The sequence below is a fragment of the Salinivibrio sp. VGrn1 genome (genome assembly GCF_009377995.1).
GTDB classification, from domain to species: domain Bacteria; phylum Pseudomonadota; class Gammaproteobacteria; order Enterobacterales; family Vibrionaceae; genus Salinivibrio; species Salinivibrio siamensis.
Genome location: NZ_SATA01000003.1, coordinates 115,615 through 132,780 on the forward strand (window position 1 = coordinate 115,615; position 17,166 = coordinate 132,780).

Consider the following 17,166-nt stretch of genomic DNA (forward strand, 5'->3'; position numbering starts at 1 on the left):
TACGGTTCTGACCAAAGGCGAAAGGGATTAAAAAGAGAAAAAACGAAAAAGCCACCGGAGGGTGGCTCATTTCGTCGGTCTGCAAGCGAAGTCATTACAAAGCAAGTGCGAGTTACAACACGAGCACCACGCACAAAGCGACGCTCAAGCAGAGCCAGTTCAATTGATGCAAGGTCATCAGCCGGCTCCTTTATGATTGTTATCTAGGGTGTTGCGTTATTGGCGGATAATGTTCTAACGGACGTTTTCCACCAGTGACGGTCAGATTAGCGCTCGTCTATGACAAACGTATGACAAATGCGACAGCAACCACGCTTTTTTGGCGTTTTTTTCGCTGTTGCATCAACCGCCTTTGAGCAAGACCCGATCCAGCCAGCGGCTGGGAAGGAGCCGTTTGAGGATTGCCATCCACACTGTCGGTTGAGTCACGCGATAACGTATTTTGGGGCGAGGCGAGAACAAGGCATGCGTCAGTGGTGCGACAAGCGCGTCAGCGGGCAACGTATATTTGTTGCTGCCCTCATCCGCCGCAAGGCGGTCAAGTTGGGCTTGGTAGGCCTGGTGATGGCGGCTTTTATTAGGGTCTACCCAATGTTTAAAGGCGCTGAGTGCATTGGCACGAAACGCGGTTTCAATTGGGCCGGGCTCAATCAAGCTCACCTTAATCGGCGTGTCGCTGAGCTCTAAGCGCAAGGTATCGGTCCAACCTTCGAGGGCAAATTTGCTGGCGTTATACGCGCCGCGGTATTTCAATGCCACGATACCCAGCACCGAGCTGTTTTGCACAATGCGTCCCTCGCCATAATTAAGCAGCATCGGCAACAAGGCTTGGGTTAAATGGTGCCAGCCAAACACATTGGTCTCAAACTGAGCGCGTAAGGCGTCGGTGGGCAAATCTTCCAGCGCGCCCGGTTGGCCGTAAGCGCCGTTATTAAACAGTGCAAAGAGTTTGCCGCCTGTCATTTGCTCGACGGTGTCGACCGCTTGGTTGATGCTGGCCGTGTCTGACACATCTAACTGAATACAAGTTAGGCCTTCTTGCTGTAAACGGCTGACATCGTCAGCCTTTCGGCAACTGGCGATCACCGTGTGTCCTTGCTCATGCAAGGCTTTGGCGCAGGCATAGCCGATGCCGGTGGAGCAGCCGGTGATTAAAATGGCGTTATTCAGCGGAGAGGCAGTGTCCATAAGATCCTCATTCATGATTCGGTTGCGTCAGACAAGTAAGGCGCGAGTTTTTCTGCCATAAAATCGGCAATCCAAGGTTGTGCGGCCGGCATCGGGTGAATGCCATCATCACGCATCCATTCAGGCTTTTGGATCACAGTCTCCATAAAAAAGGGCAGCAAGGGGGTTTGTGTTTGCTCTGCCAGTGTAGGATAAATATCAGCAAATCCTTGTGCATAGCGCTGACCATAATTAGGCGGGATTTGGATTTGCACCAACAAAGGCGTGGCATCGGCGGCGCGGGTTTGAGTGATCAATTGCTTAAGGTTGTCTCGTATACGATTAAATGGCCAACCGCGTAGGCCATCATTGCCGCCGAGCTCAATCAGCACCCATTCTGGCTGGTGGCGTTCTAATAATTGCGGCAGACGCTGCAGGCCATTGGCGGTGGTGTCGCCGGAAATACTGGCATTAATCACCTCAACCTCGACATCGTGGTCGTTGAGCGCGCGCGGCAGCTTAGCAGGCCAGGATTGTTCAGCCGCCATTTGGTAGCCAGCGCTTAAGCTGTCACCAAGGACAAGGAGCGTTTGTGCACTGGCACTGCTCACCCACAAAAAACACAACAAAGTAAGGATGCGTAACATGGCCTCTCCTGTTATTCGAGCCGAAAAAATTGCAAAACATGTCGTGACACGCGAACAGCCGCTTACCATTCTGCAGGATGTCTCGCTACAAATCGAGGCAGGCGAGTCGATTGCATTAATGGGTGTGTCCGGCGCAGGAAAATCCACCTTAATGACTTTGCTTGCAGGATTAGATACGCCCAGTGAAGGCGAGGTCGATCTGCTCGGCCACAAGCTTTCCACCTTGGATGAAGATGCGCGTGCGGCGCTTCGTGCCGAATCGGTGGGGTTTGTGTTCCAAAGTTTTTTACTGGTGCCGTCACTGAACGCGCTTGAGAACGTGATGTTGCCGCTCACCATTCGCGGTGAGGAAGAAGATGAAACCCGCGCCAAGCAACTGCTGGCGTCGGTGGGCCTACAAGGACGCGAAAGCCACTTGCCGTCGCAACTGTCTGGCGGGGAGCAACAACGGGTAGCCCTGGCGCGTGCATTTATTATTCGCCCGCACGTGCTGTTTGCCGATGAGCCGACCGGCAATCTTGACCAAAAAACCGCGGCGACCATCATCGATTTATTGTTTGAGCTGAACGAAAAGCATGGCACCACCTTGGTGTTGGTCACCCACGATCCGGCGCTGGCAAAGCGTTGTCAGCGTACCTTGATGATGGACAGCGGCAAACTACAGGAGCGAGTGAATGGCGAGTAAAAACGGACTACTCAACCGCTGGGCGTGGCGCGAACTGTTACACGGGCAAATTTGGCCAGTAGCGGTGGCGCTGGCACTGATCATCACCTGTGTGTTTGCGCTATCGGCATTGGCCGATCGCATTGAAAACGTGCTCACCCAGCAAGGGCGTAACCTGATTGCCGCCGACACCGTGTTGCGCACTCGCCAGCCGCTTAACACCGAACAAATTGATGCGTTTAAACAAGCCGGCGCTACGGTATCTGCCCAAACCCGCTTTGGCACCATGGCGTTCAGCGAGCAAAAAATGCAGCTGGTCAGCGTGAAAGCGGTGGATAGCCTTTATCCGCTGCGCGGCGACTTGGTGCTGGAGCAAAACGGCCAAGCGATTGGCGGTGACCGACGCATTCAACCCGGTGAGCTATGGCTGTCTGAGCGGGTGTTCAGCTTGTTGGATGTGAAACCTGGCGACACCGTCTCGATTGGTAACCTCGATTTAACGGTGAGCGGCACTTTGGCCGCCGAGCCGGAGCTGTCGTTTAACCCCTTTAGCCAAATGCCCGCGGTGATGATGCATCGCGATGATGTGCCTGCCGCTGGCGTGGTGCGCGAAGGCAGTCGCGTGCGTTATCGCTACTTTTTAACCGGTGACGAGCCCAGCCTAAGCGCCGCTAAAGCCAGCTACACGCTGCAAGATGGTGAGCGCTGGGTGGATGAAAACACCTCCGATCGCACTGGCGATATGCTGGATCGCAGCCGTCAGTACTTGTCGTTAACCGTGGTGCTGGTGATTGTGATGGCCGCGGCGACGTTAACCTTAACCTGTCAGCACTATGCCAAAAGCCGTGCGGATTTGGTGGCGATGCTAAAAAGCCTCGGTGCCAGCCAACAATGGGTGCGGCGCTGGTTGGCTCGGCAGTTAACCTTATTGTTTGTCCTTGCTACCGCCGTGGGCTTGGCTGCCGGTTACACGCTTGAAGTGTTATTGCGCTTGCCGCTGACCGATGTGCTGCCTTCGCCATTACCAAGCTATGGCTGGGTGCCTTGGGTGCTTGCGCCCGGTGTCGCGCTGTTGGTGGCGCTGCCAGCCTTGGGGGTGCCGCTGCTTAAACTGCTGGATGCGCCCGCGTTGGCCGCCGTGCAATCGCAGGCTGCCATCGGACGTCGCCGTCGTGGCACCGCGGCTGTTTTGATTGCGATACCTGTGGGGGCGCTTGCACTGTGGGCGTTTGACAACACCTTGCTATGGACAGTGCTGGGGGCGATGGCGGTGATGATCGTCTTGCTGGCGCTGGCAGGGTTAGGCCTGCTTAGGTTGGTGAAATCACGGGTGCGTGCGCCGTCGGTCAAGCTCGCCTTAAGCCGAATTACCCGCAACAAACTGGCTAGCAGCGTGCAGTTAGGGGCGCTGGCGATCTCCTTTATGCTCTTGGCGATTATCTGGCTGCTGCGCACCGATTTGCTTGCCGATTGGGGACGGATGCTGCCGCCCGATGCGCCTAATGTGTTTGCGCTGAATATCGCCCCGAGTGAGCAGCAAGACTATGTGGGTGAACTCGACGAAGCCAGCCTAATGCGCTCCGATGCCTACCCCATCGTGCGTGGCCGGCTGGTGGGCAAAAACGGTGAGCGTTATCAGCTCCCAACCGACGAGGCCGAGCGCGATGAAGCGGATGAGGCCTTGCGCCGCGAGCTTAACTTTACCTGGCGTGACAGCTTGCCGTCACACAATGAGGTGATTGCCGGAGACTGGCCAACCGAGAATGGCGTGTCGGTAGAGGCCGACATTGCCGAGCGTTTGGAGATTGAGATTGGCGATAGCCTGACTTTTAGCGTGACTGGCCAAGACTTTACCGCCACGGTGAACTCGATTCGTGAAGTCGAGTGGCGCAATATGCGGCCTAACTTCTACTTTATTTTCGACCGCGAGACGCTCGCCGACAAACCCGCTAACTGGCTGGTGAGCTTCAGGCTCGATGAATCACAAACACCGCTGCTCAATCGCTTGGCACGGGAGTATCCGACCGTCACGCTGCTTGATTTGCGCACCATGAGCAGTCGTATTCAGTCGATTTTGCGTCAAATTGGCTTGTCGCTTTCGGTATTGGCGGGGCTGGCGGTGATCAGCGGCTTATTATTGTTGCTCACCTTACTGCGTATCAGCCTGAGCGAACGCCAGCAGGAGATAAACCTCTATCGCACTTTGGGCGCGAGCCGCACCCGTATTCAACGCACCTTGTGGAGCGAATACGGCGTGATGGCCTTTGTATCGGGCCTAATGGCGGTGCTTGGCGCAGAAGCGGCGATGGTCGGCCTGCTGAAATGGGGCTTTGAAATGGAGGTACGCCTGCATCCTGAGCTCTGGGCGGTGTTGCCTGTGTTGGCGGTGGCGCTGGTGTTTGTCACGGTCGCCTCGATGCTGCGTAAACTGATTGACCCGCAACGGCGTTAACGCGATAAAACATATCTGATTCGTCGATAACAAAGCGGGTATCAAGAAAATTGATACCCGCTTTTTTGTGCAGAACGGCTAGCAAGCAACACGCTGTGTGATAGGAAAGGGCCGCTATTTAAAAAGTGACTGCATGGCTTCTTCCACCTTGGGGTGCTGGAATTGAAAGTCCGCATCCTCGAGTGCGTGAGGCAGGGCGCGCTGGCTATCGAGCAGCAAATGCGAGGCTTCGCCCATCATGGTTTTAATTGCCAGTGTGGGGACAAAGAACACATGCGGGCGTTTTAAGGCACGGGCGAGCGCTTGGCTAAAACGTTTATTGGTGACCGGCTCTGGCGCGGTGCAATTAAACGGCCCCTTGAGCTCAGGGGTGTTGAGTAGATGGATAATCGCACCGACCATATCATCAATATGAATCCACGGCATGTATTGCTGGCCTTTGCCAATTGGGCCGCCCAGCCCGAGTTTATACGGCAGCATCATCCGCTTTAGCGCACCACCTTCAGCGCTTAACACCACGCCGGTACGCAGCAAGCACACGCGCGTTTGTTGCGACGCGCCTTTTAAGGCAATTTTCTCCCACTGATGACACACATGTTGGGCAAAATCATCGGCATGGACCACCAAGGTTTCGTCAAAGCTGCGGTCTTGCTGATCGCCGTAATAGCCCACCGCCGAGCCGCTAATAAAGGTGTGTGGTGGGGTGCTGCTGGCATGAATTTTCTCCACCAGTTTTTCGGTTAGCCCCCAGCGACTGGTGCAGATAATCCCTTTTTGCTGCTCACTCCAGCGTTTATCGGCAATCGGCTCACCCGCCAAATTAATAATGGCATCAATATCATTGAGATGAGGGAGGTCATCAAGCCGCTCTAACGGGGAGACCTTATCGCCAAAGCACTGGGAGACCTTTTGCTTGGAGCGGGATAACACAGTGATCTGATGCTCGGTCAGCAAGCGTGGAATTAACGCCTGACCAATCAGGCCAGTGCCGCCAGTGATTAAGAGTTTCATGCCTGATGTCCTAACGTCGGGTAATGGTGATTATTACTAACGCTAAGAGGGTTTTAGACTTAGCGCAAGTGATTGCTTTGTATCCTGTTACGTGCCGCAACCAAAATCGGTTTGATCGCGCAGTTTTCTCTTCTGCTCCTCGCACCCCAAATTGGGAGTGCTAACATAAATAGGCATACAAAAGGTGTGTTTTTCATTCTATTGCGCAGGGAGTCATGTCGCCTACATGCAAGCGTTATTCAAATCATTGCTAGGAAGCTTTCGCGATCTCTTACCCATCATCCTAGTGATTGGCTTTTTTCAAGTGATTGTTCTTCAACAACCGCTGCCCAATTGGATATCCATCACCTTTGGGTTGGTGCTGGTGGTCGTCGGGCTGACCTTATTTGTATACGGCTTAGACATGGGGCTATTCCCGATTGGCGAATCCATGGCGCACTCCCTTGCCCATAAAGGTAGCTTAGGCTGGTTGATTGCGTTCGCGTTTTTGCTCGGCTTTGGCACCACCATAGCCGAACCCGCACTCACCGCGGTGGCGGCAGAGGCGGCAGATGTCGCCGCCAATGGCGGGATGATACACACCAGCGAAGCGGCCAAAGACAACTATGCCAACGGCCTGCGGCTAACCGTGGCGCTCTCTGTTGGGTTTGCGATTGTGCTGGGCGTGGTGCGAATCATGAAAGGCTGGCCGATCCACCGTTTAATCATTGGCGGCTATTTGTTGGTGGTGGCGATGACCATGGTCGCACCGCCGAGTATTATCGGCATTGCCTACGACTCAGGTGGGGTGACCACCTCGACCATCACGGTGCCATTGGTCACCGCGCTCGGCGTGGGACTGGCGACCGTGATCAAAGGGCGTAATCCTATGGTGGATGGCTTTGGCTTGATTGCCTTTGCCTCTCTGTCGCCGATGATCTTCGTGATGGCCTACGGCATGGTGGTGGCATGAACAATCCACTCACCCTGTTTCTCGACACCTTTTTCTCCACCGTGCGCGATGTGATCCCGATTATCGCGATCATCTTTGGCTTTCAGCTGTTTGTATTGCGCAAAGCGCTTAACAATCCCAAACGGATCTTTCTCGGCTTTTTCTATGTCATTCTCGGCTTGAGCCTGTTTTTAATGGGGCTCGAGCTGGCATTGTTTCCACTCGGTTCGTCGATGGCCGAGCAGCTGACCGCTCCCGATTTTGTCGGCGCAGCGCTCAAAGCGGGCGGCGAGATCGACTGGCAAGCCTATTACTGGGTGTATCTGTTTGCCGCAGCGATTGGCTTTAGCACCACGGTGGCTGAACCCTCATTGATTGCAGTGGCGATTAAAGCCGCCAAAGTCTCGGGCGGGGCGATCCGGGTGAACGGCTTACGTGCCTCAGTGGCACTGGGCGTCGCCATGGGGATTGCCTTGGGGTGCTACCGCATTGTGGTGGGCGATCCGCTCCATTATTACATCATCACCGGCTATGTGGTGGTGGTGATCCAAACCTATTTTGCCCCGCCGTTTATCGTGCCTTTGGCCTATGATTCTGGAGGGGTAACCACCTCAACCGTGACCGTACCCTTGGTGACAGCGCTGGGGTTGGGGCTAGCCTCTACCGTACCGGGAAGAAACCCGATGCTCGATGGGTTTGGCTTAATTGCGTTTGCCAGTTTGTTTCCGATGATCACCGTGATGGGTTATGCCCAAATCACAGCCTATTTACAGAAAAAGCACGCACAGCGTTCATCGTAAGGAGAGCCTATGCGGTTCAAATTAATTATGGCGTTTATTGAAGATGCCAAAACCGATGCGGTGCTCGATGCCGCCAGACAAGCCGGCGCTACCGGCGCGACCATTATTAACAACGCGCGTGGCGAAGGCTTGGTGAAAAAGAAAACCTTTTTAGGGCTGACGCTGGATGTGCAGCGAGACGTGGCCATCTTCCTGGTGGAAGAGCACTTAGCGCGCACCATACTCGAAACCATTAATGACGTGGGCGAGTTTGATGCCACCTCCGGCAGTGGCATCGCGGTGCAAATTGATGTGGAAGATGCCGTGGGCGTGGCCCACCAAATGCGAGAATTAACCGAAGTGGTGAAGGACGAGTTATGAAACAACATAAAACGGTAAGAGATGTGATGCATGCCCATGCCGTGTGTATTGATGGGCTCACCACGGTCGAAGAAGCGATCCGCATTGCTCGAAAAGAAGAAGTAAAAGCGATTATCGTCAATAAACGCGATGAGCATGACGAATTCGGCATTGTGTTAATGAACGACATTGCCAAAAAAGTGCTCGCCAAAAACCGCGCGCCATCACGGGTCAACGTTTATGAAATTATGACCAAACCCGCGCTTAGCGTATCGCCCAATATGAACGTGAAATACTGCGCCCGTTTATTCGAACGCTTCGGCATCAGCCGCGCTCCCGTGATTGAAAACGGCCAAGTTCTCGGCATGGTGAGTTATAACCTAATCGTCATCTACGGCATGCTTGCCGAAGAAGTGGAGAGTCAGCATAGGAAGGATTAGGGGGATAGGTGTAAAGGTGGTTTTAAGGGAGTGGGGACTAGCTCATTTGTGCCCCGAAACGGTTTAGAACCACTGGGCTACACTCGTCAATGCTCCTTCTTTTCCCTTACAGAATCTAATGCTGGCCTATTTGTGAGATAACGCGCAAAGCATGGCTGCTCATATGGGTATGCTCAATCTGATGAGTGGCACGAAACTTTTGGGTATGAGGACGGTAGCACATCAAAACTAGGGTAATTGCACGTTGACACCCAAAAGGTTGTCTACATTAACGAATCTCACATAAAAGCCAGTTGAATCAAGAGAGTGAGTGCTTCCCTCATAGAAAATAGCCATGCAATCATGTACATTAGTTAGTTGTGATTGAAGTTGAGAGAAAGCAAGTTGAATAGTAGACCAATACTCGTAGTAACAAGCAGTTATGACAAAACCTGTGATTACCTTATTACAAAGTTCACTCAGCTTAAATTTTTCCGTTTAGACCTAGACAGATTCTCAGAGTACCGTATCACCTGTTCCTCTAATGGTTTCAAAATTAAAGGTACAAGTAGTGAAATAGACTCCGAATCGTGTTTGTCCATTTATTTTCGAAAGCCATCAATGGAAAAGCTAGATGGCATCTTTGAGAGTCATTATCACTCGTATATCCATAGGGAAACCTATTCCTTGATTGAAGGAATCATAGAAAGCTTTAAAGGTACTGTACTCACAAAACCTTCGATTATGCGCCGAGCCAATAATAAGGTGCTTCAGGCTTCTCTAGCTACTGAAGTCGGATTTAACCTGCCAGAACTCGCAATTACAAATGATGTAACTTTACTAAAGCACTTTTCTAATCAGAAAGGCATTATCAAGCCTGTTGCCATAGGCGAAATCACGAGAGACTCTAGTAAAGAATTCGTACAAACAAACCTAATAGACCCATCATTTTCAACCCGTAAATTTGAGTACTCACCCGTTTATCTACAAAGTTATATCCAGAAAGATTTCGAAGTACGATTAACTATTATAGGTGAACGAGTTTTCCCTGTTAAAATTTGCTCACAAAACAATATAGACTGGCGAAAACCAAACAACAAAGTTGTCTATGAAACCTGTTCGATTCCAGAAGATATTGAGCGCAATTGCTTTGCCTTTATGGATCTCTGTGGTATGAGATTTGGGTGTTTTGACTTCATTGTGAAAGATGACATGTGGTACTTCTTGGAGATGAATGCTAATGGTCAATGGGCATGGCTAGAGTTTGAGACAGGACTCAATATATCGGAATCAATTATTGAGTACTTGACAACGGGTAGCACTAAAATGGAGCCATAGTGGAAGAACAAAATCGCACCTCTCTTTGGTATAAATTCGGCTTATTTTTTTGTAGGTTACTAAACCATTTTCCTATATTCCATGCATCACAGGATAACGGTTTTGACTCAGTAGATTCCTTAGCAGGACTTCGTTTTTCCCTCCTCTCGTTACCTTGGGGTGACAAGCATATCTACTTATTTACTTATATCCATCAAGGCAACTTTAAAGAGCGCTTTAAGTGGGTGTCAATTTTACGAATTTTGGATATAAAGTCACCTCGTCAACAAGAAGAAATAGCCCAACTTGAAGCTGACTTTTTAGGACTTTATGATGACGATTGCGGTTCAAAAAGCAAATTAAGAATGGAGTTCTTAAAGCATAAGAATGCAGAGTGCCAAAACAGTATTAACACACTAAACAACAAGGTTAATAGTTATATCGCAATTGCCTTAGTATACACAGGGTTGTTCGCATTTTTATTTCAATCAATACTAGAGTTGGGATTTTCACACTTCAGTGTATTGATGTGGCTTGCCTTTGGTTTTTCAAGTGTTTCTATAATTAACGTTTTGGTTCTACTACGTAGATACCTACAAGTAAAGGGAACCTTAAAGAGTAGATTTGGTTCATTCAAATTTTCGCCTGATTTTAAGCAGTTAGCTAAAAATATTTATATCGACTGGCTAACCTCACAAGATGAGCAGTGGGAAGCTGCAACCTTAGTGAAAAATATTGAAAAGTATTTCATTAGAAGTCTTTTTTTTAGCTCATTAATATTATTTTCTACGGTCTTACAACCGTTTATTCAGCAAGTTCCATCCGATGCTATAAAATTATCTAATGATGAATTTATATTGATAGATAAAGAGGGCAACTTCTCACCTCAAGAGTTGTTAAGTCTGTCTAAAGCTGTCACCCCCGATAACATAATTATTTTTGTTTATTCGTCTTCAAATTCCTCGGGTAACACTTCCGCTAACTTTATGATTAGTGCATTAAACCTCTCTAAACAAAGCACAGTAATCAAGATAAGTAATGAATTGTTTGACCCTAATTTACTCATAGCTACTGTAAAGGATGAAAAATGAAACCTTACATTATGAACTATAGTGAAATAATCGAGATTTCCCCTGTGGGTTCTACTTTCCATGCAATCGATACAACAACCAAAACTTTCACAATAGAGAGTCATGATAATGATGAGGTTCGATGTGATTGGACAATTCAAACGAACGTAACCGAACCAATAGATAACGATAGTATTTTTTGTTCAGATGAAACGGCAATAACAAAGACTTTAGAGCCAACAGATAAAGATTGTATGTATTTAGATGCTACATACGAGACTAAAGTTGTTGAAAGCAGCGACAATGATTCGCTCTACCTAGATACGACTGTTGTGACTGAATCAATTGAAGATTTAGATCCTGATGAGATTGTTCTAGCTCATTAAGGTGTAGTAACTTGGACCGACTTGACATATTGTCAGTAAGGACATGACAGTTAACCCTTTGTCCTTTTCTTTGTTAGCGATCTATGGTTCACGTTGTATCTAGCTCTCCGGTGGCAATATTTTTGCCAGTGGCAAGTCATGATGCTTATAACTATACAATTTATGCTGTAAGAGCTATTCCACTAGTATTGTTGTGATATCATTCTATTTCCTTTAGGTGATAAGTAGTAGCCAGCTACAAATCATCGGCTTATTACTGTGTGAGGTATCAATGGCAATACCAGTAAAAGACATCAAAATTTTATGGGGCAAAGCTGGCGGACGTTGCTCCAAGCCCAGATGCGGCATTGACTGCATTCAGTTCACCGATGGAGATGGAGCCACTCTAATCGGTGAAATGGCTCATATCATTGCTAACAAACCAGATGGTCCGCGTGGCGTTGCCGGCGGCGGTGATGACACCTATGACAATCTTATCTTGCTGTGTCCGACCCATCATACGGAGATTGATAAATCTCCAGAAGGTACGTTTACGGCTGAAGAAATTCATCGTTGGAAAGCTGAACATGAAGCTGCGATTGAAGCAGCATTTGTTGTCCAGAAGTTCGAATCAAAGAAAGACATGGCTGACGCTATTAAACGTTTACTGATTCGAAACAAACGTGTCTGGCAAAACTTTGGTCCAGAGTCAGAAGAAGCGATAAGAAACCCATTGAGTAACATGGTGGAGCTTTGGAATCTCCGCAAACTTGATACCGTCGTCCCTAACAACCGATCTATTACCAAGATTATTCGCGACAATGAAGATCTAATTGATGTTGATGATCTTGATGCCTGCTATCAGTTCGTTGAGCATGCAGCAGGATTCGAACAGAATTGCTATGACAAAGTTGAAGGTGTGAAGAGATTCCCGCAAGAATTTCAAGAGGTTATTGATAGATATGGCGAAATTTAACAATTGGAATGTGTCGTTTCCAACTATTAAGTTTGTAGAGACAACACTAAGTGGACATGAAAAAGTTGTTTCTTTTGAACGCAAACGAGACATCGTTTTTGAGGTCACCCGTGAGCAAGGCGATAAAGTAAAAATGGTTCTAGTAAACGAGTATATATTGGGTCTAGCAGCTATCTATCAGATTCGTGATGAGTTTCCAGAAGCTGACATTATCGTTACTAGCGGCAACTGGAATGGTTATACCCGTGAAGCCAAAGAACACGGTGATAACAATGATCTAGGCATCTTCAATATTGGTGAGTTCTTCGGAGCTTTGTACTGGTCTAATCCGAAGGTATATGTAAAGAAAGACCGAGAAGGTAGACCAGTATATGCTTATAAAACCGCTTAATACGAAGTGGTATATCTTTGGGTCGTACCTCCATTCAAATTCACCCTCAGATATTGATCTGCTGGTTGTGTATGACCCACTAGAAGTGCGCCCAAAGGACGTAACAAAGTATTGTAAACCGTTATTCGATGCAATAGAGCAAGCTGTTTCGTTAAAAGTTCATAGCACGATTCTTACATGCTCTGAGGAGCGAGAATCTGAGTTTGTTGAACGGTCAAAAGCACTTCCTCTGGAAAAGGCTCTAACTCGGCGTTGTTTCCTAAATCATTGAACTTATCATCCGAGCCGCGATCAGATCATCAACGCCTCAAAACAGGTCACCGATGATGAGCAAAGCCAAGTACAAAATCAGCAATTGGAAGCAATACAATCAAGCATTGATTAACCGTGGTTCGATTACCTTTTGGGTTGATGATGCCGCTATCCAGACTTGGCACTGCAAAGAGCATCATGGCAAACGAGGCAGAGGCTTTACGTTTACCGATGGTGCCATTGAAACCGCGCTGATGGTTAAAGGTATTTTCAAGCTCCCTCTTCGCGCCCTGCAAGGCTTTCTCGACTCGATATTTGGTTTGATGGACGTACCGCTAAAATCGCCGTCATACAGTTGTATCAGCAAACGGGCGAAGACGGTTGAAGTTAACTACCGATTACCCAGTCGTGGGCCCATTGCTCACGTCGTCATTGATGCCACCGGTTTAAAAGTGTTCGGCGAGGTGGAATGGAAAATGCGCAAACATGGCAAGGAAAAACGCCGTGTTTGGCGCAAACTGCATTTCGCGATTGATGACAGTACACATGAAGTGATTTCTGCCGTTGTTAGCTTGGCGTCTGTCGGCGACAATGAAGCCCTACCGACGCTGCTCAATCCGTTACGCCGAAAAATTGCCCAAGTCAGTGCTGACGGCGCTTACGATACGAAGGCCTGTCATCAGGTGCTCAAGAAAAAAGGCATCAAACCGACCATTCCACCGCGCAGCAATGCGGGTTACTGGGAGGACGGCCACCCTCGCAATGCAGCCGTCAGCGCCTTGAAATCGGGTAACTTGGCAAACTGGAAACGAGAAGAAGGTTATCACCAACGCTCTCTGTCAGAAACAGGCATGTCCCGATACAAAACGTTACTTAGCCCTAAGCTGACTCTGCGTAATTACAATGCACAAGTTGGCGGAGCATTGGCCAACGTGAAAGTGATGAACAAAGTCATAAGACTCGGTATGCCTGTTAGCTATCGAGTTGATTGATGGGAGCAATCCTATTGGGATCAGTGCATTAGGTGGATTATTTGACTAATGAGTCTGTCTACAAATGTATGCATTTCCTTTCAATAATTGACTGATAACCTATTTTCGAGAAGAAAGCCTTGCTAGGTGCGATTTGGAGTGGCGTTTCGTGGCGATTTTTGGCAGAATCAGTCAAATAGTGCACGGAAAGTGCATTTGGTGTCTCTATAGTACTGAGGATGAAAGATGTTAATTAATTTCTCTGTGGGGAATTACAAGTCAATTCGTACATTACAAGAGTTGAACATGACTAAAACTCCAGCCAAAGAGAAAGCAGCTACTAATACGTTCTCTATTGAGGTTGGTGAGAGCTCTCATAGCTTGCTTACTACTGCCACAATTTACGGGGCTAACGCGAGTGGAAAGTCAAATCTTGTTCACGCTGTTAGAACAATGAGAGATATTGTGGTTTCCTCATCAAAAGGGCAAATCGGCGATGGTTTGCCCTACGACCCTTTCAGGCTTTCAAAGTCAACACGAAATGAGCCTACGGAATTAGAAGCAATTTTTATTTCTGAAGGTGTTAAATATCAATATGGTTTTGTCTATGATGAAAACCGAATTCTTGAAGAATGGCTTTACGCTTATCCAAGAAAAAAAGCTCAAAAATGGTTTTTAAGGGCATGGGACGTAGAAAATCAAAAGTATGCTTGGCAATTCGGCCGTTTTTTTACTGGCGAAAAACAAGTATGGGTCAATTCAACTAGGCCTAACTCACTCTTTCTATCTACGGCTGTCCAGCTTAATAGCGCTAATTTACGGCCTGTTTTTAATTGGTTTGCACACACTCTACAAATTGCTACCCCTAATGGTTGGAATATCAACTTTAGTACATCTGAGTGTGAAAAATCAGAAAGAAAAAGTAAAATTCTAGATTTCATGAAAAAAGCTGACGCTTCTATCAATGCTATTGAAGTTAGTTCAGAGCTATTTGATCCTAGTACGATTCCTTCAGATATGCCCAATGAATTAAAGTCGATGATTATTGATAAGATGAAAGGTGAGGAAGTGGTAGAGTTAAAATTCATGAAAAGAGATGATCAAAATGATATGATTCCATTTGAAGTTGAAGAGGAATCTGATGGCACGCGTAGGCTCTTTAGTTTTGCAGGCCCTTGGCTAGACGCTTTAGATGGAGGGAGAGTTTTGGTAGTTGATGAATTGAACTCGAATCTTCATCCTCTGCTGGTTAACTATTTGGTTGGCTTCTTTCACTCTAAGGAAACCAATCCCAATGACGCTCAGCTTTTGTTCACTACTCATGAAACATCAATTCTAAGCCAAGATGTATTTAGACGTGATCAGGTTTGGTTCGCTGAAAAAGATAGAGCTGGTGCAAGTACTATTTATTCACTAAGCGACTTTAAGCCTAGAAAAGACAGAGATGATCTCGAGTCGTTCTATCTTTCAGGTGCTTATGGAGCGCTCCCTGTTCTCATTAATGAGCGATTTCCTGCTGAAGACTCGCAGTGTGGAGATGACTTTGAAGAGGCGCATTTCTAATGGGTAGTGACGACTTATTCAAAAGAGCTAAAGCTCGAAAACAAAAAGGTTTAGTGCGCGAGTCTAATAAGAAAGAACCATATGACAAATTTTTAATTGTTTCTGAAGATACCAAATCAAGTACTATCTATTTAGAAGAAGCAGTAGCCTACTATAGGATACAGTCTGCTAATTTTGCTATTATTGGCTTGGGGAAGGATCCTTTGGATGTGGTCTGTGAGGCCGAGAAACTCTATAGTTCTGAATTAAAATCTCATAAGCCAGATTATGATAAAGTTTTTTGTGTTTTCGATAGGGACGCTCATACGCGCTACTACAACGCACTTCAAAAGATAGAGTCTTTGAACAAAAAACACATAAGTAAAACGGAATTGCCAATTTTCAATGCTATAACTAGCAACCCTTGTTTTGAATTATGGATATATCTTCATTTTAAATATACAACGAAGTCTTTTACTCCTACACAAAAAAAGAGTATCGGAGAGAAAATGATATCCGAACTGCTATCTGTATACCCTGAATATGCTAAAAATAGCAAGGGTTACTTCACTGAACTTTTTCCAAGGCTAAATCCCACTGCGATTTCTAACGCGGAGAAATTACTCGCTCATCGAGAAGAAACCGGATCAGAAACTCATACTAAGGTTGTAACTTTAATTAAATACATACAAGATCTCAAAAATCAAAAGCCGCAATAGCGGCTTCAGACTGCTGACAAAGGTCTAGACCTGAAGGAGCTTCTGATGATTTAGTTGAAAATCATCAAGTTAAGGTAGATACACATCCTGTTATGTGATCAAATGATTTCGCCAAAAAACAATCAACCAGACAACAAAATGTGCGAACTCAATATGCGTTGTTTCCTAAATCATTGAACTTATCATCCGAGCTGCGATCAGATCATCAAAGCCTCAAACAGGTCACCGATGATGAGCAACGCCAAGTACAAAATCAGCAATTAGAAGCAATACAATCAGGCATTGGTTAACCGTGGCTCGATTACCTTTTGGGTTGATGACGCCGCTATCCAGACTTGGCACTGCAAAAAACATCATGGTAAACGAGGCAGAGGCTTTACGTTTACCGATGGTGCCATTGAAACAGCACTGATGGTTAAAGGCATTTTCAAGCACCCTTTCAAGGCTTTCTCGACTCGATATTTGGCTTGATGGACGTACCGCTAAAATCGCCGTCATACAGTTGTATCAGTAAACGGACGAAGACGGTTGAGGTTCACTACCGATTATCCAGCCATGGGCCCGTTGCTCACGTCGTCATTGATGCCACCGGTTTAAAAGTGTTCGGCGAAGGAGAGTGGAAAATGCGCAAGCATGGCAAGGAAAAACGCCGTGTTTGGCGCAAGCTTCATCTCGCGATTGATGACAGTACACATGAAGTGATTTTTGCCGTTGTTAGCTTGGCGTCTGTCGGCGACAATAAAGCCCTACCGACGCTGCTCAATCCGTTACACCGAAAAATCGCCCAAGTTGGTGCTGACGGCGCCTATGATACAAAAGCCTGCCATCAAGTGCTCAGGAGAAAAACGCCGTCCAAGAACTCCGCTGGATCAAATGGATGTGTCGTTATCATCGCTGAATCCCTTTTATATCTGAAATGTTAGAATTTGCCATCTGCCGCCGCTTTCCTGCCCTTTAGTCTAGCGCTTAAGCAACGCCTGTGATCCGTTACAGCCAAAAAATCATCGGTAACCGCTATCACGTTTAGCGCTCTACCGTGATTTGTTCGCGCCATTCCGTCAGCCTGCCAATAACTCACAATGTCTCTTTATGCGTCTTTTATGTCGCTTAGTGTCAAGTTGTGGCGTGTTATT

Annotated in this window: 17 protein-coding genes and 1 pseudogene; 15 read left to right on the top strand and 3 right to left on the bottom strand. The window is 47.5% G+C overall.

What is annotated here, in order from left to right:
- Nucleotides 1-342: 342 nt before the first annotated feature.
- Nucleotides 343-1,170 carry an SDR family oxidoreductase gene (locus EHW56_RS06240; RefSeq protein ID WP_152794854.1) on the bottom strand — a complete coding sequence of 276 codons (828 nt, stop codon included), beginning with the start codon at nucleotides 1,168-1,170 and terminating at the stop codon, nucleotides 343-345.
- A gap of 29 nt (nucleotides 1,171-1,199) precedes the next feature.
- Nucleotides 1,200-1,814 carry a multifunctional acyl-CoA thioesterase I/protease I/lysophospholipase L1 gene (gene tesA, locus EHW56_RS06245; protein WP_152794637.1) on the bottom strand — a complete coding sequence of 205 codons (615 nt, stop codon included), beginning with the start codon at nucleotides 1,812-1,814 and terminating at the stop codon, nucleotides 1,200-1,202.
- Between tesA and EHW56_RS06250 the strand changes: the two genes are divergently transcribed.
- The gene (locus tag EHW56_RS06250; RefSeq protein ID WP_074213144.1) at nucleotides 1,813-2,499 is read left to right on the top strand and encodes an ABC transporter ATP-binding protein; all 687 of its coding nucleotides are present in this window, start codon (nucleotides 1,813-1,815) and stop codon (nucleotides 2,497-2,499) included. The two genes, tesA and EHW56_RS06250, sit on opposite strands and share 2 nt — an antisense overlap.
- Nucleotides 2,489-4,930: an ABC transporter permease gene (locus EHW56_RS06255; protein ID WP_152799396.1), complete on the top strand. Its 2,442-nt coding sequence runs from the start codon at nucleotides 2,489-2,491 to the stop codon at nucleotides 4,928-4,930. Before EHW56_RS06250 ends, EHW56_RS06255 begins: the two co-directional genes overlap by 11 nt.
- A 114-nt stretch (nucleotides 4,931-5,044) precedes the next feature.
- On the opposite strand, the gene EHW56_RS06260 is transcribed toward EHW56_RS06255, so the two are convergent.
- On the bottom strand, nucleotides 5,045-5,941 hold the full coding sequence (locus EHW56_RS06260; RefSeq protein ID WP_152799393.1) for a TIGR01777 family oxidoreductase: 897 nt from the start codon (nucleotides 5,939-5,941) through the stop codon (nucleotides 5,045-5,047).
- Nucleotides 5,942-6,167: 226 nt separating this feature from the next.
- On the opposite strand from EHW56_RS06260, the gene EHW56_RS06265 reads away from it, so the two are divergent.
- The 13 genes and pseudogenes from EHW56_RS06265 to EHW56_RS06325 all read left to right on the top strand — a co-directional run.
- Complete coding sequence (locus EHW56_RS06265; protein ID WP_074213141.1) at nucleotides 6,168-6,893, top strand: DUF1538 domain-containing protein; 726 nt, start codon at nucleotides 6,168-6,170, stop codon at nucleotides 6,891-6,893.
- Complete coding sequence (locus tag EHW56_RS06270; protein ID WP_046073675.1) at nucleotides 6,890-7,672, top strand: DUF1538 domain-containing protein; 783 nt, start codon at nucleotides 6,890-6,892, stop codon at nucleotides 7,670-7,672. Before EHW56_RS06265 ends, EHW56_RS06270 begins: the two co-directional genes overlap by 4 nt.
- Before the next feature lie 9 nt (nucleotides 7,673-7,681).
- Complete coding sequence (locus EHW56_RS06275) at nucleotides 7,682-8,032, top strand: P-II family nitrogen regulator (RefSeq protein WP_025674528.1); 351 nt, start codon at nucleotides 7,682-7,684, stop codon at nucleotides 8,030-8,032.
- A complete protein-coding gene (locus tag EHW56_RS06280) occupies nucleotides 8,029-8,451 on the top strand; it encodes a CBS domain-containing protein (RefSeq protein WP_077771019.1) in 423 nt (140 codons plus the stop codon). The genes EHW56_RS06275 and EHW56_RS06280 overlap by 4 nt, the downstream gene beginning before the upstream one ends.
- A gap of 384 nt (nucleotides 8,452-8,835) precedes the next feature.
- On the top strand, nucleotides 8,836-9,768 hold the full coding sequence (locus EHW56_RS06285; RefSeq protein ID WP_152799389.1) for an MvdC/MvdD family ATP grasp protein: 933 nt from the start codon (nucleotides 8,836-8,838) through the stop codon (nucleotides 9,766-9,768).
- Entirely contained in the window at nucleotides 9,768-10,838 is a 1,071-nt protein-coding gene (locus tag EHW56_RS06290; protein WP_152799386.1) for a hypothetical protein, read from the top strand. Before EHW56_RS06285 ends, EHW56_RS06290 begins: the two co-directional genes overlap by 1 nt.
- Complete coding sequence (locus EHW56_RS06295; protein ID WP_152799384.1) at nucleotides 10,835-11,203, top strand: hypothetical protein; 369 nt, start codon at nucleotides 10,835-10,837, stop codon at nucleotides 11,201-11,203. Before EHW56_RS06290 ends, EHW56_RS06295 begins: the two co-directional genes overlap by 4 nt.
- A 271-nt stretch (nucleotides 11,204-11,474) precedes the next feature.
- A complete protein-coding gene (locus tag EHW56_RS06300) occupies nucleotides 11,475-12,158 on the top strand; it encodes an HNH endonuclease signature motif containing protein (RefSeq protein WP_152799380.1) in 684 nt (227 codons plus the stop codon).
- Nucleotides 12,145-12,549 carry a hypothetical protein gene (locus EHW56_RS06305; protein ID WP_152799377.1) on the top strand — a complete coding sequence of 135 codons (405 nt, stop codon included), beginning with the start codon at nucleotides 12,145-12,147 and terminating at the stop codon, nucleotides 12,547-12,549. The genes EHW56_RS06300 and EHW56_RS06305 overlap by 14 nt, the downstream gene beginning before the upstream one ends.
- Nucleotides 12,550-12,875: 326 nt before the next feature.
- Nucleotides 12,876-13,793 carry an IS5 family transposase gene (locus EHW56_RS06310; RefSeq protein WP_152799445.1) on the top strand — a complete coding sequence of 306 codons (918 nt, stop codon included), beginning with the start codon at nucleotides 12,876-12,878 and terminating at the stop codon, nucleotides 13,791-13,793.
- Between the two features lie 285 nt (nucleotides 13,794-14,078).
- Nucleotides 14,079-15,335 (top strand): ATP/GTP-binding protein, encoded by a 1,257-nt coding sequence (locus EHW56_RS06315; protein ID WP_227486486.1) that lies wholly within the window; start codon nucleotides 14,079-14,081, stop codon nucleotides 15,333-15,335.
- Nucleotides 15,335-16,033, top strand: coding sequence for an RloB family protein (locus tag EHW56_RS06320; RefSeq protein WP_152799371.1), 699 nt, complete (start codon nucleotides 15,335-15,337; stop codon nucleotides 16,031-16,033). Before EHW56_RS06315 ends, EHW56_RS06320 begins: the two co-directional genes overlap by 1 nt.
- Before the next feature lie 282 nt (nucleotides 16,034-16,315).
- Nucleotides 16,316-16,902 (top strand): annotated as a pseudogene (locus EHW56_RS06325) (IS5 family transposase); the annotation flags it as partial.
- Nucleotides 16,903-17,166: the final 264 nt, after the last annotated feature.